This window comes from Ruminococcus sp. D54t1_190329_F1, from assembly GCF_015551645.1.
Taxonomy (GTDB): domain Bacteria; phylum Bacillota; class Clostridia; order Lachnospirales; family Lachnospiraceae; genus Blautia_A; species Blautia_A faecis.
Genome location: NZ_JADNDC010000011.1, coordinates 88,520 through 104,923, shown reverse-complemented (window position 1 = coordinate 104,923; position 16,404 = coordinate 88,520). Strand labels below are relative to the sequence as shown.

Annotated in this window: 19 protein-coding genes; 8 read left to right on the top strand and 11 right to left on the bottom strand. The window is 40.7% G+C overall.

The features are described 5' to 3' along the window. Positions 1-61 precede the first annotated feature (61 nt). Both I2D69_RS07000 and I2D69_RS06995 read right to left on the bottom strand, forming a co-directional pair. Positions 62-268 (bottom strand): excisionase, encoded by a 207-nt coding sequence (locus tag I2D69_RS07000; RefSeq protein ID WP_002341493.1) that lies wholly within the window; start codon positions 266-268, stop codon positions 62-64. After that, positions 261-1,403: an XRE family transcriptional regulator gene (locus tag I2D69_RS06995; protein WP_107600230.1), complete on the bottom strand. Its 1,143-nt coding sequence runs from the start codon at positions 1,401-1,403 to the stop codon at positions 261-263. The genes I2D69_RS07000 and I2D69_RS06995 overlap by 8 nt, the downstream gene beginning before the upstream one ends. 511 nt (positions 1,404-1,914) lie before the next feature. Here I2D69_RS06995 and I2D69_RS06990 point away from each other — a divergent pair. Continuing rightward, the gene (locus I2D69_RS06990; RefSeq protein ID WP_195379647.1) at positions 1,915-2,550 is read left to right on the top strand and encodes a helix-turn-helix transcriptional regulator; all 636 of its coding nucleotides are present in this window, start codon (positions 1,915-1,917) and stop codon (positions 2,548-2,550) included. Between the two features lie 139 nt (positions 2,551-2,689). Here the strand turns inward: I2D69_RS06990 and I2D69_RS06985 are convergent, their stop codons facing one another. After that, the gene (locus I2D69_RS06985; RefSeq protein ID WP_195379646.1) at positions 2,690-3,097 is read right to left on the bottom strand and encodes a MerR family transcriptional regulator; all 408 of its coding nucleotides are present in this window, start codon (positions 3,095-3,097) and stop codon (positions 2,690-2,692) included. 103 nt (positions 3,098-3,200) lie between these two features. On the opposite strand from I2D69_RS06985, the gene I2D69_RS06980 reads away from it, so the two are divergent. The 6 genes from I2D69_RS06980 to I2D69_RS06955 all read left to right on the top strand — a co-directional run bounded on the left by I2D69_RS06980 (position 3,201) and on the right by I2D69_RS06955 (position 6,489). Then, positions 3,201-4,061 (top strand): aldo/keto reductase, encoded by an 861-nt coding sequence (locus I2D69_RS06980; RefSeq protein ID WP_195379645.1) that lies wholly within the window; start codon positions 3,201-3,203, stop codon positions 4,059-4,061. Then, positions 4,061-4,729, top strand: a complete 669-nt coding sequence (locus I2D69_RS06975) for a flavodoxin (RefSeq protein ID WP_195379644.1) — start codon at positions 4,061-4,063, stop codon at positions 4,727-4,729. The genes I2D69_RS06980 and I2D69_RS06975 overlap by 1 nt, the downstream gene beginning before the upstream one ends. Positions 4,730-4,738: 9 nt before the next feature. Continuing rightward, positions 4,739-5,272: a flavodoxin family protein gene (locus I2D69_RS06970; RefSeq protein ID WP_195379643.1), complete on the top strand. Its 534-nt coding sequence runs from the start codon at positions 4,739-4,741 to the stop codon at positions 5,270-5,272. Between the two features lie 9 nt (positions 5,273-5,281). Continuing rightward, entirely contained in the window at positions 5,282-5,683 is a 402-nt protein-coding gene (locus tag I2D69_RS06965) for a cupin domain-containing protein (protein WP_195379642.1), read from the top strand. A 142-nt stretch (positions 5,684-5,825) separates the two neighbouring features. After that, complete coding sequence (locus I2D69_RS06960; RefSeq protein WP_195379641.1) at positions 5,826-6,245, top strand: sigma-70 family RNA polymerase sigma factor; 420 nt, start codon at positions 5,826-5,828, stop codon at positions 6,243-6,245. A gap of 4 nt (positions 6,246-6,249) precedes the next feature. Beyond that, a complete protein-coding gene (locus tag I2D69_RS06955) occupies positions 6,250-6,489 on the top strand; it encodes a helix-turn-helix domain-containing protein (protein WP_195379640.1) in 240 nt (79 codons plus the stop codon). A gap of 224 nt (positions 6,490-6,713) precedes the next feature. Here I2D69_RS06955 and I2D69_RS06950 read toward each other — a convergent pair whose 3' ends face one another. From I2D69_RS06950 to I2D69_RS20870, 7 genes are all read right to left on the bottom strand, one after another. Then, positions 6,714-9,416 (bottom strand): C1 family peptidase, encoded by a 2,703-nt coding sequence (locus I2D69_RS06950; protein WP_195379639.1) that lies wholly within the window; start codon positions 9,414-9,416, stop codon positions 6,714-6,716. Between the two features lie 112 nt (positions 9,417-9,528). Then, a complete protein-coding gene (gene hisC, locus I2D69_RS06945) occupies positions 9,529-10,593 on the bottom strand; it encodes a histidinol-phosphate transaminase (protein WP_173736032.1) in 1,065 nt (354 codons plus the stop codon). A 296-nt stretch (positions 10,594-10,889) separates the two neighbouring features. Further along, positions 10,890-11,054 carry a hypothetical protein gene (locus tag I2D69_RS06940; protein ID WP_173717892.1) on the bottom strand — a complete coding sequence of 55 codons (165 nt, stop codon included), beginning with the start codon at positions 11,052-11,054 and terminating at the stop codon, positions 10,890-10,892. 2 nt (positions 11,055-11,056) lie between these two features. Beyond that, positions 11,057-11,692 (bottom strand): beta-phosphoglucomutase, encoded by a 636-nt coding sequence (gene pgmB / locus I2D69_RS06935; protein WP_173717891.1) that lies wholly within the window; start codon positions 11,690-11,692, stop codon positions 11,057-11,059. A 50-nt stretch (positions 11,693-11,742) separates the two neighbouring features. Further along, the gene (locus tag I2D69_RS06930) at positions 11,743-13,500 is read right to left on the bottom strand and encodes a glycoside hydrolase family 3 N-terminal domain-containing protein (RefSeq protein WP_173717890.1); all 1,758 of its coding nucleotides are present in this window, start codon (positions 13,498-13,500) and stop codon (positions 11,743-11,745) included. Beyond that, positions 13,500-15,059: a GH116 family glycosyl hydrolase gene (locus I2D69_RS06925; protein WP_202017071.1), complete on the bottom strand. Its 1,560-nt coding sequence runs from the start codon at positions 15,057-15,059 to the stop codon at positions 13,500-13,502. Before I2D69_RS06925 ends, I2D69_RS06930 begins: the two co-directional genes overlap by 1 nt. Then, positions 15,047-15,256: a DUF6783 domain-containing protein gene (locus I2D69_RS20870; RefSeq protein WP_308768373.1), complete on the bottom strand. Its 210-nt coding sequence runs from the start codon at positions 15,254-15,256 to the stop codon at positions 15,047-15,049. Before I2D69_RS20870 ends, I2D69_RS06925 begins: the two co-directional genes overlap by 13 nt. On the opposite strand from I2D69_RS20870, the gene I2D69_RS20865 reads away from it, so the two are divergent. Further along, the gene (locus tag I2D69_RS20865; protein WP_306467780.1) at positions 15,176-15,367 is read left to right on the top strand and encodes a DUF6783 domain-containing protein; all 192 of its coding nucleotides are present in this window, start codon (positions 15,176-15,178) and stop codon (positions 15,365-15,367) included. The genes I2D69_RS20870 and I2D69_RS20865 overlap by 81 nt on opposite strands. On the opposite strand, the gene I2D69_RS06920 is transcribed toward I2D69_RS20865, so the two are convergent. After that, positions 15,310-16,302, bottom strand: coding sequence for a sugar ABC transporter permease (locus tag I2D69_RS06920; RefSeq protein WP_173717889.1), 993 nt, complete (start codon positions 16,300-16,302; stop codon positions 15,310-15,312). The two genes, I2D69_RS20865 and I2D69_RS06920, sit on opposite strands and share 58 nt — an antisense overlap. Positions 16,303-16,404: the final 102 nt, after the last annotated feature.

Sequence of the window (16,404 nt, the reverse complement as noted above, 5' to 3'; positions counted from 1 at the left end):
TTGTTGGAAAGAGCCTTGATATGACTTGTGTTCATCATAACACATACAAGGCTCATTTGCACTAGATAGCGTCCAATTTATCAATAACCTGTTCAAATTGTCGGCGTTTAATCTGTATGCGGTTGCCATTCATAATGAGCCAGCCAGCGTCCTTGTTTTCCTCTGCCAATCGTCTTAACTTGTTTTCTCCAATACGGAAATACTTTGACGCTTCTTCAATGGTAAGGGTGTATTTTTCCCATACGGGAATATCCTGTGCATTACTCATAAAACACCCCCTCACTTTCGATTACATCTGCTATATCCTTACACATCTGTTCCACAAGCATTTCCTGTTTTTCGGAAAGGTGGGTACATTCATCAATCATTTTCATGTAGTTTGAACCTGTCAGTCTGTCGATTTCCTCTATCATCACGATTGACGGCATGACCTGTCTTTCCAGCCATTGCAGAGTGCGTTCCATATTGATAGGTACGGGGTTCATTTCAAAAGGTAAACTGTCATGGGAAATGAATATCTCCCACAACGGATAGTCGGGAAATTGCACAAAATCAGTAATAAGGTAAAACACCAGCCCATGAGGGTTATATGTCAATAACAATTCCTCAACTGCCTGTACTGCTTTTTTGTCACGCAGACGAATTTCAAAACGGTTGATAATATCCGTATGTTTCTTTTTGGTTGCCTGTTCCTTTTGCTTTTCATATAAGCAGAAATATTTTGTGCTTGCCTTTGAACCGATATAAAGGGTACTTGCTAAATTACGGTTTTTTCCACTTAATTTTCCACCTTGTACATTTTCATAGTTTTTACAGCGACAATCCGCACCGCCATTTTTGTATTTTTCAGACAAAACGGGAATATCCAGCAGACCGCACATATCATTGATTGCCAAGTCAAAACGTCGGATAACACCGCCACAGTCAAGACAGCGGTTTAAAAATGAATACCAATCCCTGTTCTGTGCCTGTAAGACATATTCCATGTTGCGTGAGCCTGCTCCTTTTAATTCTAAAAATACGCCCATGTGTTCATCATCAGAAGCCATAACCTTGATTTCCCCGTAAGCATAATGCTCTTTATAGCCATAATACCCATAGTCATAATGGATAAAATAATCTGCTTTCATGCCAAGCACCTTTCGGATAACTTCCAATGCGTTAGTCGTTGGAAAACGGACAGACAGATAATCAACGAGCAGATAAAAAGGCTTATCGCAGATATAGTAATTCAGACAACGCAGGATAATATTTTGTGTTTCCTTGCTGGCGTTGGCTTTTCCGTTCTCAAAGCGGTTGATACTATATCTTGATACATGGGTAAGACTTGCAAGTTCTCCTTGTGAAAGACCGCTTGCAAGACGTTTGTTCTTCATTTCAAGTGCAAATTCTAAATTGTTCATTGTATTCCTCCAATCCCACAATAGCCTTGAAATACCTGTAAACCACTATTCAAAAGAATGTGAAGTTACTATCTTCTTAAAACTTCTCATTACTACTCACAGGTTTGGGGTTGTATGGTTTTTGACTTGTCTTTTGTGAAATAATGCCCCCCTGTTAGATAACGGGGGCACAATCAAGGCTCGCAAGCTCGCCAGCAGACAAAGCATTTCTTCCCCTTGACACAGGGTGTCATGGCGGTAAGCCTGAGAGGCTTCCGCCACCGCGTCAGAAATACTTTGCCAGCAAGTTCTGTTTTGCCTTTTCTAACAAGTTCCATTTCAACCGATATTCATATCTACGGGTTTAATCAGATAGGCATTTCTTTTTGAATATTTTTATATTTCATTCTATTGTGCTTATTCAATTACAAGAACATAGTAATTCTTATATGCTTATTTGTCAACATCTTTTTTTATCTTTACAAATCGTATTAAGCATGATAGACTTATAACAGCAAAGATATAACGAGATATGGAGGGTTATGCAATGAAAATAAGCCATTTAGGAAATAATATACAGACCATAAGAAAATTTAGAGGAATGAAACAACAGGAGCTTGCGGACAAAATCGGTATCAATATGCAGAGCCTTTCCAAGATTGAAAGAGGGTTGAACTATCCTGCTTATGAAACGCTGGAAAAGATAATGGAAGTGCTGGACGTAACGCCCAATGAATTGTTGTCGGGGGAATGGAAATATGTTGATCAGTCCGAAAAAGAAGTCTGTCAATTTTTGAGAGCAGAGGAACGTCTAAATGCAGAACTGAAGCATGGACATTATGATAACTTCTTTGACAGCGAGGAAGAATGGCTGGAATATGAGTTAGAAAAGTTACGGGAATATATTACCGACTACATCAACGGAACAAGCATTGAAGCGTCCGACCTTTACCCAATCAAAGAATTTATCCAGCATTTGAAATTTCAAAAACTGTTAGACCGCTATGATGATTTATACAGCATGGATATGTTCGGGGAAAGCATAGAGGGACACAAGTATAGGACACCTTATCAAGTCGTGAAAATGATAAACCCGAACTCAAAAGAGGATATGGAACTGTTACGGGAAGTATTAAGGAATAACCATTTTGATGATGAGGACGAGTAATCTTTTTTCTCTTGCATGGAAGATACAGCAAACAAAAAGCCCAGTAAAGAGTGCAAAGCACCACCAATGGTGGCAAGCTCTTGACAGGGCTTTTTCTTTTCTGTTGTGGGTAATCAAGAGGAAAAAAGAAGTCGCATATTTAAACTTTTTCATCATCTACGATTATCAAATTACTTTTATACTTGATTTTCCCTGATAAGACGTCATCATAAAATTGTTGTTTTGAATTGATATAGTCAATACAATCCTGTACTTCCAGTAATTTTTCTTCCAGTAATTCTTTTTTCTTATCTAATATGATTTTGCGTTTGGGAATAGAATTTTCGCCCTCTAAGCATAAAGCTACATATTCTTTCATTTCTGCAATGCCCATACCACATCTTTTTAAGCAGGATAAACTTTCAATCCATGCAACATCTCTTTCATCAAAAACTCTGTAATTATTTTCACTTCGCTTTACATTTGGGACTAACCCCTCGTTACAGTAATATTTTAAGGTTTCGTATTTCATACCCGTTAATTTGCATACTTCCTTCATTGAATACATAATTTTTCTCCTTTTTTCAAAAAAGTATTGACCGGTAGTTGCTACCGAGTTTTACAATATCATTGTACTTGAAAAAGAAGAAAAAAACAAGGAGTGATAAATAATGGAATATGTAACATTAAGCAACGGAGTCAAAATGCAAAAATTAGGTTTTGGGGTTTTTCAAATCCCGAAAGAAGATTGTGAACGATGTGTACTTGACGCAATCAAGGTCGGCTATCGTCATATTGATACAGCCCAATCTTATTTCAATGAGGAAGAAGTAGGAAATGCTATTGAAAAATGTGGTGTTCCAAGAGAAGAACTTTTTATTACTACTAAAGTGTGGATTGACAATTATGGATATGAAAAAGCAAAACAGTCAGTCTTAAACTCTATGAAAAAGCTGAAAACGAATTATCTTGATTTAGTATTACTACATCAGCCTTTTTCGGATTATTATGGAGCATACAGAGCCTTAGAAGAACTATATAAGGCTGGAAAAATTCGTGCAATCGGTGTTAGTAATTTCTATCCTGATAGATTAGCCGACATGGTTGCATTTAACGAAATACCGCCACAGGTTAATCAAGTGGAAACAAACCCACTTCATCAGCAGATAACAGCACAGGAGAATATGATAAAAAGAAATGTGCAAATGGAGGCATGGGCTCCTTTTGGAGAGGGAAGAAACGATATGTTTACAAATCCAATCCTTAAAGAAATAGGAGCAAAATACAAAAAATCAGTTGCACAAGTAATTTTACGCTGGCTTATGCAAAGGAATATAGTAGCCCTTGCAAAATCAACGCATATTGAGAGAATGAGAGAAAATTTTGAAATTTTTGACTTTCAATTATCAGAACATGATATGAAGAGTATTAGCGAATTAGACATGAATACAAGTTTATTCTTTAATCATCAGACACCAGAAGCGGTTGATATGTTTGTTAATATGATTACTGAAAGAAAGGGGAAAATTTAATGCGTAAAATCTTAACCTATATTTTCGCTTTATCTTGTGTATTAGGGCTTACAGCGTGTAATAACAGTACAAAGCCCGAACCGCAAAAGGAAATTCAATCACAATCAGATACTTCTCAAAATACCCTTGTAGTATATTTTTCTATGCCCGAAACAACAAATAGTGAAAATATGACTGAGGAAGAAGATAATAGTACAGTTGTCATAGACGGAGAAGTTATGGGAAATACACAATATGTCGCTATGGAAATTCAAGAAAAAATGAATGCGGATATATTCCGCATTGAACCCGAAACGTCATATACAACAAACCATGAGAAACTTGTAGACATAGCTTCACAAGAACAGGAAGAAAATGCTCGTCCAGCAATAAAGGATAAGATTTCAGATTTTGAGCAATATGACACAATTTTTGTAGGGTATCCTATTTGGTGGTCAGATTTACCTATGATTATGTATTCTTTCTTTGATGAATATGATTTTAGCGATAAAACTATTATTCCGTTTAGCACACATGGCGGAAGCGGACTTGCAGACACAATTAGCACTATTCAAGAATTAGAACCTAATGCGAATGTGTATGAACAGGGATTATCTATTTCAAGAAATGATGTTGAAAATTCATCAGAAGAAATTAGTCAATGGTTAGAAAAAGTTAGAAAAGAATAGGAGTTTATTATGAGAAAAAATGTTTTAGTTTTATCGGGAAGTCCCCGAAAAAATGGAAATTCAGATATGTTATGTGATGCTTTTATAAAAGGTGCTGAAAAGGCAGGACACCTCACAGAAAAAATATTTATACAAAACAAAAAGATTTTTCCATGTTTAGCTTGTTATGGTTGCAGAAATACGCATTTATGTGTTCAAAAAGATGATATGGGAGAAATCCTAGAAAAAATGGTACAGGCTGATGTTATTGTATTAGCCACACCCGTTTATTTTTATTCATTAAGCGGACAATTAAAAACATTGATTGACCGCACATTACCACAATACACACAAATTGCCAATAAAGATTTTTATTTTATGGCTACGGCTGCTGCTGGAAAAAAATCTATGGAACGGACAATGGACGCTTTAAGAGGTTTTACCGATTGCTTACCAAATGCTAATATCAAAGGATATGTTTATGGTGCAGGCGTTTATGAAAAGGGAGAAATTGAAAATACCTCTTATTTGAAATTGGCTTATGATATGGGGATAAATTCATAGGAGGTCATTATGAATACATTAGAAGAAATCACAAAAAGTTGTCCTTTTCCAATCGGACATGAAAACATTGAATACGAACAGTATTTTGCAGGAAAAAGTTATTTATATCCCTTGTCCTCTGAACAAGTAAGTATTGCCAATGTAACTTTTGAACCTGATTGTCGTAATCACTGGCATATTCATCATGGTGGCGGTCAAATTCTTCTTTGTACCGCAGGAAACGGATATTATCAAGAATGGGGAAAAGATATTGTGGAACTTCATGCAGGCGATGTCGTAAATATACCAGCAGAAGTAAAGCATTGGCATGGAGCAACAAAAAATAGTTGGTTTTCGCATATTGCAATATCTGTTCCTTGTGAGAATGGCTATTGTGAATGGCTAGAAGAAGTGGAAAAAGAAAACAAATAAAATTGAATATCTACAAATATTAGGCTCGTACAAACGATATGTTTTGTGCGGGCTTTTTTCTTGCTCTCTTTTCCGTATTTTCAAAGGTATAGACGGTATTTCCGTTTATATATTTCAGCGTATGCGGAAAGGAGGTGAGATTATGGACACATCTTCTTTCGAGCATATTGTTAGAATACAGTTCAATGCTTTGATGATGACTGTTATTAAATGCGCAGTAAAAAGCAGGAACAGGCAGTTTGCAAGGCGTTCTAAACGTGAAATTTTATTCTGTGAATTGTCAGACATGAAAAATATTGAGCGTGGAACAGAGGATAACTATTCCTGTGATTATACTTCTTTTGAAGTCTTGAATTACACAATTCAAATATCAAATGAGAAACTTGCTGTTGCTTTATGCAAGTTATCGAGTAAAGAGCGTGATGTAATTCTATTACGCTATTTTCAAAGCATGAGCGACCAAGAAATCGCAGAATTATATCATGTATCACGTTCTACTATTTATCGCAGAAGAAGTAACGGATTGAAGAAATTAAAAACACTATTGAAAGAGAGGAATTGAACCAATGAAAAAAGAATATGGTTACCCTACATTAAAAGTAATATGTCAAGCGTCTGCTGGAAATGAAACTGCCATAAGAGAGATTTTGAAGTTTTATGACGCTTATATCTATAAATTATGCTTACGCCCGTTTTACCACTCTGAAAGTGGTAAAATCACTATGCAGGTTGATGAAGAATTAAAAGGTCAAATTCATACAGAAATGATGAAAGCAATCTTGAAATTTGAAATCAGAGTGGAGTAATCATATTGCATGAATGAAAAACGGGAGATACACAGATATGATTTGTGCTATCTCCCATGTTATTTTTAGTGTCATATCAAGGCTCATTCAATCGTGGTAAATTCGTGGTAAAATAAGTGTTTCGATATACTTCAAAGTGCTTAAAAGTATAGTGTTTATGCGGATAATCGAAAATTAGATATAAAATTTACTGTAAATTCTATTTCTTTTCTGCAATTGATTTCCTACTTTCTTGTAACTGCCGCCGATGCTTTATACTTTCCCTTTACAACACCATTGGGCTCTTTTACATAAGCACGCACATAATAACGGTACTTCTTTCCTTTTTTTACCTTCGTGTCTGTCCAGGTAGAAGTTTTCCCCTTCTTAATAGTAGCTGCCAGCTTATATTTTCCGCTTCCGGTCTTCTTGTAAATGTAATAGCCATCACACTTCTTCTGTGCCTTCCACTTTAATTTCAGACCTTTCTTCGTATTGGAAACCGATGAGACCGTCTGCCTGGAGGGTGCTGATTTATACTTTCCACTGGACTTGTAACTGCTTGCCACTGTTTTCTTATCCACAGTACAATAAGCTCTTACTGTATACTCATAAACGGTAGTTGATTTTATCTTTTTATCTTTGTAGGATGTAGTAGCTGCTTTCTTTATGTTTGCAAGCTTCGTCCATTTTCCAGAGGATGTTTTCCTGTAAACCACATAGCCAGCTGCACCGGAAATCTTATTCCAGTTTACTGTATTGTAAAGTCCGGAAGAAACCTTCACCGACACTGACGGAGTGGCAAGCACGGTCTTCGCAGCAGCTTCCGCAGTATAATCGGAATATTTCGCAGTACCGTTCACCATACTGTACGCACGAATCTTGTATATATACGTAATTCCCGGCTGAACCTTTGTATCTGTCCAGGCGGTATCTGACCAAGAGGCTGTCTTCACCTTCTGATACTCTCCATCGGAGGTTCTTCTATAGATCTGATATCCGGAAACTCCATCTGCTTTACTCCAGGTCAGACTAATCTGATTATAGGCTCTGGCTGCTGCCTGGAACGAAGCGGGTCTGGTTACATTCACTGCGTTGCTCAATGTTCTTGTGTGAGCTTTTATTCTTACACAGGCACTTGGACTTGTTTTGAAAAAATCACTCCAGCCATTTTTTTCATGGTAACAGAAGCTCTGATTCTCCTCCAGACCTGCCTGAAATTCTACCCAGTCATAGGCACTGTTGGTCTCGCACAGGTATTCCACCGTATCTGAACCGATATTGGTGATCACTACCGAATAAAGAGTTCCATTCATCAGATTTACCTCTGGCACTTCCACTGTGGAAATACCGGCATGTTCCTGATAAAAAGTAACCGGATTGGCATAGGCCGGAGTTCCGCTTACCGGATTGCTCTTATCCTTCAGATTTGTATAAATCTGAATGCTGTAGCTTCCTCCGTCAGTGTAAGTAGCCAGAACCACTTCTCCAAGGGCTTCTCCATTCCCATTTCCGGCTTTCGCCTGAAAAACATTGGCAATGGAGGAAATCCCACTGCTGCCGGAAGGATACAGCTTCAGCTTGCTCAGTGCACTGGAACCGTCATAGAAATAGTTGTTCCGGTACTTCGGACTGGTGGTGGCTTCTGCTGCTACAATATTGTAATTACATTTATTCTCATAGGAAATATAAAAATAACCGGCTTCTCCCCAGTCATCTCCCCAGCTGTTTCTGGCAATCCATGCCCCGTTTGAAGTAACATTGCTGGCAGAATTGAAATTTTCCCTGGAATAATTGTCATCCCAGCCAATCAGGGTTACTGCATGATTCACGCCTGCACTTCCCGGGTAGCTGTATGCATACGTATACGGATTATAATAGGTATCATACATTCCAAAGGACATGGAAACAGATCCATATTCTGATATCAGACTTTTAATGTTATTTACAGAATAAGAGGAAAACGCCGCATTTTCCAGATATGCTGTGGTCTGGTATGCCATTTGGGAGGACGGCACCTTGTCAGAGTCCAGAGTATGATCTGCATTTGTCTCATAAGGAACCTGGGATTCCAAAGCCATACCGCTCCACGTACTCAGGAAAATGGCAGCCAGGGTCTGATTTCCTCCATCTCTGTAGGAATGGAGAATCTCGTTTTTGTCATTAGCTGTATTTCCAAGGGGATCGTTCATTCGGTGGGCAAAGAAATATGCCAGATGTTCTTCTGACAGATCAAACAGTCCAGCTCCTGCCTGCAAAAATGAGATTTCCAGGTTGGCAGCCAATGTGTATGCCCAGCACATATTGGAAGGCTTTTGATTCCTTACCGGGATGGAAATACTGCTTCGGGGATCGTATTTCGCAGGATAAGACGCAGCTCTGGCAGCACCTACGCTTCCTGTATCACCATTCCCGTTGCCAGATGGCGGGTCTACATAACTTATAGGCTGCAGCTCACGAATTGGCTCTAGCTGAGCCTCAATCTCCGCATCGGTCAGATTGTCTTCACTTTTCTCTTCTTCGGCAGAATCCGGATTCATGCTGCCAAAGCCAGAATCTTGTTCCTGAAGTTCATCAGTACCACCATCTGAGAAACCGTCTGACAGGTCTTCCGATTGGGAGGGATTTCCATCTGTCATGCCTGTGAAGCTGGCATCGTTTTCCGTACTTCCATTGCCAGCCTGACCGGCATCATCTAAAGTGCTTTCGCTCCCTGACAGATCATCACCTGCTGAAAAATCATCCTGCACATAAGACTCTTCCGCAGCCATCTTATCAGACGACACAGCGGATACAGTGTCTCCTGCATTTTCCATTTCCGCACTTTCTGTCCAGACCATACCCTGCCCGGCAATATCTGCTGCCTGAATGGGCAAGCCTGTAAAAATCAGGGACTGGGCAAGTAACAGACTTACAGCTGCTTTTTTCAATAATTTCTTATATTTCATATTTACTCCTGTCGTTCTGAGCTTCCTGTTCCGAAGTATTTTTCACACAGGCTCCAGAGTGTATTTAAAAAATCACCAGAACAGAATTTTCGTTCAAACAGATATTTTTCACTTATTTATGATTTTTTAGATATTTTTCCAGAAAATGTATTAATTTCTCCATTTCTTCCTGAGTCCCTACAGTGATCCGCAAATGATTGTCAATCCTCGGCTTCGGGAAGTATCTTACATAAATATGCTCCTGACGAAGGGCCTCAAAAATTTCTTTGGCCGGACAGCTTTTGTGAGAAGCAAAGATAAAGTTGGTCTTAGAATCCGGGAATGTGAAACCAAGAGCAGCCAGTTCTTTCTTCGCCCATTCTCTGGTAGCAATGATCTTCTCACAGGTTTCTGTAAAATATGCCTTGTCCTGGATAGCTGCCACACCGGTTACAAGAGTGGTACGATCCATAGTGTAGGAATTGAAGGAATATTTTACATCGTTCAGAAATCTGATCAGCTGTGGATTGCCGCATGCAAAGCCGATACGCATTCCAGCCATGGAACGGGATTTGGAGAAGGTCTGGACTACCAGGAGATTGTCATATTTCTCTATAAGCTCCAGTGCTGATTTCGCTCCAAAATCTACATATGCTTCATCTACGATCACAATGACGTCCCGGTTGTGTAAGAGAATCTCCTCGATGTCACTGAGGGGCAGCTCCACTCCTGTAGGTGCATTGGGGTTCGGAAAAATAATTCCGCCGTTTTCTCCGAAGTAATCTTCTTTGCGGATACAGAAGTTCTCATCAAGAGCTTTACATTCATATGGGATTCTGAAAAGATCCGCCCATACGTCATAGAAAGAATAGGTGATATCTGGAAAAAGGATCGGTTTATCTGAGTTAAAGAAGGTGAGGAAGCTCATGGCAAGTACATCATCTGAGCCAACACCTACAAAAACCTGTTCGTCTTTCAGCCCATAGTTACAGGCAATTGCGTGTACCAGGTCGCCAGCTGTAGGGTCCGGATAAAGGCGGAGGGTATCTGGCTGAATCCCGTGTAATGCTTTCTCCACGCCTGGTGCAGGGGGATATGGGTTCTCGTTTGTGTTCAGCTTGATCATGTCCGGCTGATTGGGCTGCTCGCCGGGTGTATAAGGTACTACTTTACGAATGTTTGCTTCCCATGTATTCATTTCGGTCCATCCTCGCTTCTTCGTATTTTTATTATAATTTCTTTTTGAAAAAATCTGTAGTATGCATGTTTCTGCATAGTTATTAGTATTTTACTTTTTTCCTTGGAGTTTGTCAAATTAGGTATCTTTGTCTTCGGGATTGCAAGCGATGTTTAAATCTGAGCCATCACAAACTAATAATTGATAGCCATTGTATTTTTTCTCAAGAGTAAAAGAAGCATTGAATTCATGAAACAAAAATGCCCAAGTTTCCAAAAGAAGTATTTTTGGAAAACAGCCATGGAACGGTAGCCATTTCACCAATCAAAGACAATAATTGTTTTTTCACCTGTTCTGCAAATATCATAGACGAAAAGTGGGAAAAACCAGCTTTTTTTCAAAAACTGGGAAACGCGGTTTAGCAAAAAACCTCCAATTATGGAAACATCAGCATTTCCAAAATTGGAGGTTTTCTCATTCATTTTCAGGCTCCCAGTGTCAGGAGCTCTCCAAAACTCTGAATCTTCACATCAGCAGCCGCATATCCAGCTGCAATCCCAATTCCCACAGCCTGCATTCCCGCGCTCTTCGCTGCGTCAATTCCAGCATAAGCATCTTCCACCACATAACAATCCTCAGGCTTTTCTCCAAGGAACTCTGCTGCTCTCAAAAATACTTCCGGATCCGGTTTGGACTTGGTAATATTCGTTCCATCGGAGATCGCATCAAATGCATCCAACAGTTGAACCTTTTCCAGGATAAATTTTGCGTTCTTACTGGAAGAGCCAAGTGCCAGCTTATACCCCCTGTTATGTAATTCCGCAAGAGTTCTTCTTACATCTTCCGTCACATCAGCCGGTGTCATGGATGCCAGAAGCTCTCTGTAAGTATTGTTCTTACTCTCCATCAGTTCTGCTTTTTTCTCCTTGGAAAGAGCCGGTCCTTCATATCTCTCCAGAATAATTTCCAGGCTCTCCGATCTGCTCACACCGCGAAGACGGTTATTTATGGTCTCATCAAAATAAATTCCCATTTCATCCGCCATCTTTTTCCACGCCTGATAGTGAAATTTGTCAGTGAAAACAATAACACCATCTAAATCAAATATAAAAGCTTTCATATATTTCTCCATTCCGTTAACAACTGCAAATAAACCTGCCAGCAATCATCTTAAATATAATTTTTCCCACACAAAGGATCCGCCGGACTTACCCCTGTAAATTCCGAGCGTCCCATAATCTTATCCATTGCTGCCTGAATAAATTCCGGGTTCCCACTGTATGTATTAATGTAAGTTTTCACCATCGGTGCATCAAACAGATGGAATGGATAAGCTGTAGAAATCATCAGCGCCGGAATCTCCGGAGCAAACCAGGGTGCATCATCTCCAAGCCCGAAGCACACATTCCAATTCAAGCGAAGAGTGGTATTATTGGAAGCATTTTCCATGTTACAGATATAAACATACAAGTCGTAGTCCTGCTTCATCTCCTCCACACTTCGGTACATTTCGTGCATCAGTTTTCCTTTTTCCGGTGTCATACCTGCCGGATTCACGAAATCTTCCATAGAGATAGATACCCGGCGGTCACGGACCGTCACCTGGAAGCCTTCCTGCTCAAACTTCTCTTTCCATGACTGCACAAAAGCATTCTCTGGATCCAGATCTTTCTGGATTACATTCAGATAAACCCGCTTGTATTTCTTAGGGGAAATTGGAAGCAGTTCCTGCTCATCCCTTACCAGAGTTATTGCCTGGTCTGCCACCTTTTTCGCCCAGCTTTTGTGCTTCTCACAGCCCACAATTTCCAACGCCTCTTTTTCTGGAACCAGAGTGCCCTCCGCTTTCTTCTTATGAAGCCCCAGTGACGCTTTTGTGGCCAGAATTCTGAGAACTGCCTCATCCAGTCTATCCATGCTCAAATTTCTAGTTTTCGCACCAGCCAGAAGATATCCAAAATCCTCTTCCAGACTTTTGTTGAACAAAATCATGTCACAGCCTGCATTGATTGCCTGAACAATCGCCTCGCTGCGCTTCATAGCTGCGGTAAACCCAACCATAGGTGTTGCGTCTGTGCTGATCAGCCCGTTAAATCCCAGCTTTCCTCTGAGAAGCCCAGTAAGAAGCTCCTTGGATAAAGAAGCCGGACGCAGCATCTCTTCCCTGGTTGCCTGGGGATTGAGCGCCTTCACATAAGCAGGCTGGGCAATATGCCCTACCATCACGGTCTTCGCACCTTTCTTTATCAGATTCCCATAAACATATCCATAGGTTTCATCCCATTTTTCTGTAGAAAAAGAATTAACACTTGTAAGAATATGCTGATCTCTTTCATCCACCCCATCTCCTGGAAAATGTTTGATAGCAACAGCCACACCGCATTCATCTGCTCCCTTCATATATTCCAGGGCAAAATCCAGCACCTTCTTTGGATCACTTCCAAAAGTTCTTACATTGGTAATGGGATTGTGAAAATCATAATTAATATCCACAATAGGCGCAAAAGACCAGTTCAGCCCCAAAGCTGCACCCTCTTTGCAGGCGGTATATCCCATTCGGTATCCATTTTCCGGATCATCTGTAGCCGCCACTGCCATAGGTTTTCCGAAGGAAGTTCCCTCATAGGCAAGTCCGTCTCCGCCTGCTTCCGTATTAGCCGCAAGTAGCAGCGGAATATTGGAAAACGCCTGCAGCTTTCTATAAATATCCTGAATATTTTCCGCGCTGTCTGCACGATACATCAGACCACCCACCTGAATATCCTGGGTAAAATGCTTCAGCGTTTCTTCCTCTCCGTTGAACCCCATGGGGCAAAATACCTGTCCGCATTTCTGCTCCAGACTCATATTTTTCCAGGTATCCAGAACCCAATTTTCTCCTTCTTCATCCAGAAAAAAAGGATTTCCTTTCATATCGATCTCTGTCATTATTTTTCCCCTTTCAATGAGCCGTCTGCTGTAAAATACTTTCTAAGAAAATACGCCGGGCCACAGCTCCAGGCATGGCAGTAGCTGTTCACGATGGTGCCGCCATATGGTGATTCTGAAGGGTTTTCCGGATTATATAATTCCCAGAATGTATCCGCTCCCAGATCGGTCATGCCGCCCCAGTATGCTTCCATTTTCTGCAGAGCCATTTTTTTCTCCCCCACAAGAAGCAGCGCCGCAATATAATTGTGATACATGTATGGCGTCACCATTTTTTCAGCTTCCGAAATGGTCTCCACCCTGCGCAGAAGATTTACTGCTGCCTGGTCTTCAATCGCCTCTCCCAAAATCATCCACACCTGGGAAGCAACTGAAACCTGTCTTTCTTTTCCACTGATGTAGCATTGTTTTTCTCCATCCCAGAGATATAAATTCGCCGCATTTCTGCACTCACAGTAAAGCTCCGCCAGTTTTTCCTCCGTCATAACATCTCCTAGCACCTGGGCAATCCGGATAGCTGCACTAAGCGCATAAAGAAAAATCCCCTGGGCAGACGCCTGTTTATTCAGATTCAGATTCCAATCCACAAAGCACCAGCCCAGCACATCTGAATCTCCTACCAACATTTTCTCATCCAGCTGCTCTTCTGCCAGTTCGATCTGTCTTAATGCTACAGGCCATAACTCCTGCAAAGTTTCCTTATCCTTTGTAGCTTCGTAATAGTCCCAAAGTGTGTTTATGAAAAACAGGGAATAATCAAACATCTGGGTATCATCCACTTCCGGTTCCGGGGAAAGAAACAAGCACGCCCCCATCCTTCCTTTTTCCATAGGAAGTGCTGCAAACAGATACAGGCAGGCTTTCACCATATCATTATTGTTATAAGTTTCATAATTGGTCAGTGCCTGGATACGAAGATCTCCCATCCACAGTCTGCGGTCTCTCTTCGGACCGTCCTCAAACACCTGCTGCATACAATTGTGAAGGGTTCTGCATGCGATCTGATCCATTTTTGCCAGCTTATGATTCTGCGCCTTAAATGCGGAAAGCTCCTGGTCTTTCGCAGAAGAAACAGCGGTACAAAAAGCATCTTCCACAACAAGATCAAACTTGGAACTAATATCCAGAACCTCGATCATCACATACCTGAACGCATATCTCCTTGGCAGGCGCAGCTGGGAAGGAACCACATCCACATGGAGCTGTTCCTCTTCGATCCAAGAAGAACAGATCCAGCCCTGATAGCTTTTTCCATCTTCAAAAAGCTCCGTCGCATTTTCTGCAAAGTGAAGCTTCAGCCACACAGGCGCGTCTGGATGACTCCCCCTGTAATTCAGATTTAAAGTCAGATACCCAACCTGATGATTTCCAAAATCCAGGCATACCCGGCTTCCCTTTTTCAAAACTCTCTTTCTGTAATCAACTGCCTGCTCAATGACAATACTGTTATCATTTTTATAAAGTTCTACTGTCTGCACTGCATCTACTTTTGTCTCAACCAGATCCGGAAGCAGATTTAATGCTTTATTCAACAATTTCTGATTTTTCATTTCAGCCATAAAAACCTCTTGTCACATAGAATTTTGTCAAAATTGTTATAAAAATGCGACCCTACGGAGTTTTCCGGCAGGGCCGCTGCAATCTCAGAGCGTGTTTGAAAAAGGCTTTCTGCAAGATGTGCGTCACAATTTGTGGGAGATTTTGCCCGGATGAGGGCGTCGTAGCGGGCTACGACAACCGAATTCGGGTGAAATATACCGCAAAGTGGGGCGTGCAGATTGCAGGAATGATTTTTCAAACAGGCTCAAGTTATTGTCTGATTTTTCCCGTGAAAATTCTTACCAGTAATTTTTCATTATTCAGATAAATCAGGAATGCCATCAGCAATACTGCATTGATAATAGACTGCATGGAAGCGGTCACCACATTTGAGAGAACTGCAAATGTGGAATTCAGCAAAGACATGCAAACCGCAGCCAGCAAAAATCCAAGTTTCTCATTGCTATACCTGCTTATGTAAGAACCAATAAACATTGGCAAAAATGCTGTAAACATAATGGAAATAGAGCCAAAGTTCAGCTGGCCTCCATTGATGGTCGTACTTCTTGCCGCATTCAAAAATCCAACAATTCCCATCAGCGCACCGCAGATCCCATAACAGCCAATGGCATTTGGAATCTCTTTGATTCCTGTATTTACTGCTACCTTCTGCCCATTTTTCAATGCATTATAGTCATAACCAAACCTTGTATAATCAAACAGAAGAATGGAAAGGACCAGTACCACAGCAATAATAATCGCCGCATAAATCCAGGTTCCTACAAAGCCTGACATGGAAGAATTCTGTACCTCTGTCATTACATATTTTCCGCTTGTAATGGTGTACAAAACACCTTCATAGATCAGGGTTACACCCAAAGATGTTATGATGGGCGGAATCCTGAGAGTCACATAAATAAGACCAGATACCATTCCCAGCACAGCGCCGGCCGCAATAGTGATTACCAGCATAAGTGCTGCACTTCCTGAGCCGCCGCCTAATACTGCATAGCTTATCTTCGCTCCCACTACAGCAGACAGAGAAGCCATGGCTCCAAGTGAAAAATCAAATCTTCCACTGTTCAGGTTAATGGACAGGGCAATTGTTGTAATCATAACAATTGCAGTATAGACCACAAAATTATCAAAGCCCTTCTGATTTGTTATGATGTTTTCTCCATGTGACAGACAGATCACTTCCAAAATAAGTAAGGTCAGTACAGGGATCGTAAATGTTCCCGCTATTTTCTTAGGGGTGCTCATAAATTCCAGCCTCCATCCAGCCTGTCCGATTTCCTGGATATGGGCATCCAGGGTTATCGGTCAGAGCTTTCATAAATTAATTTCCAGTTATTTAAATTCGTA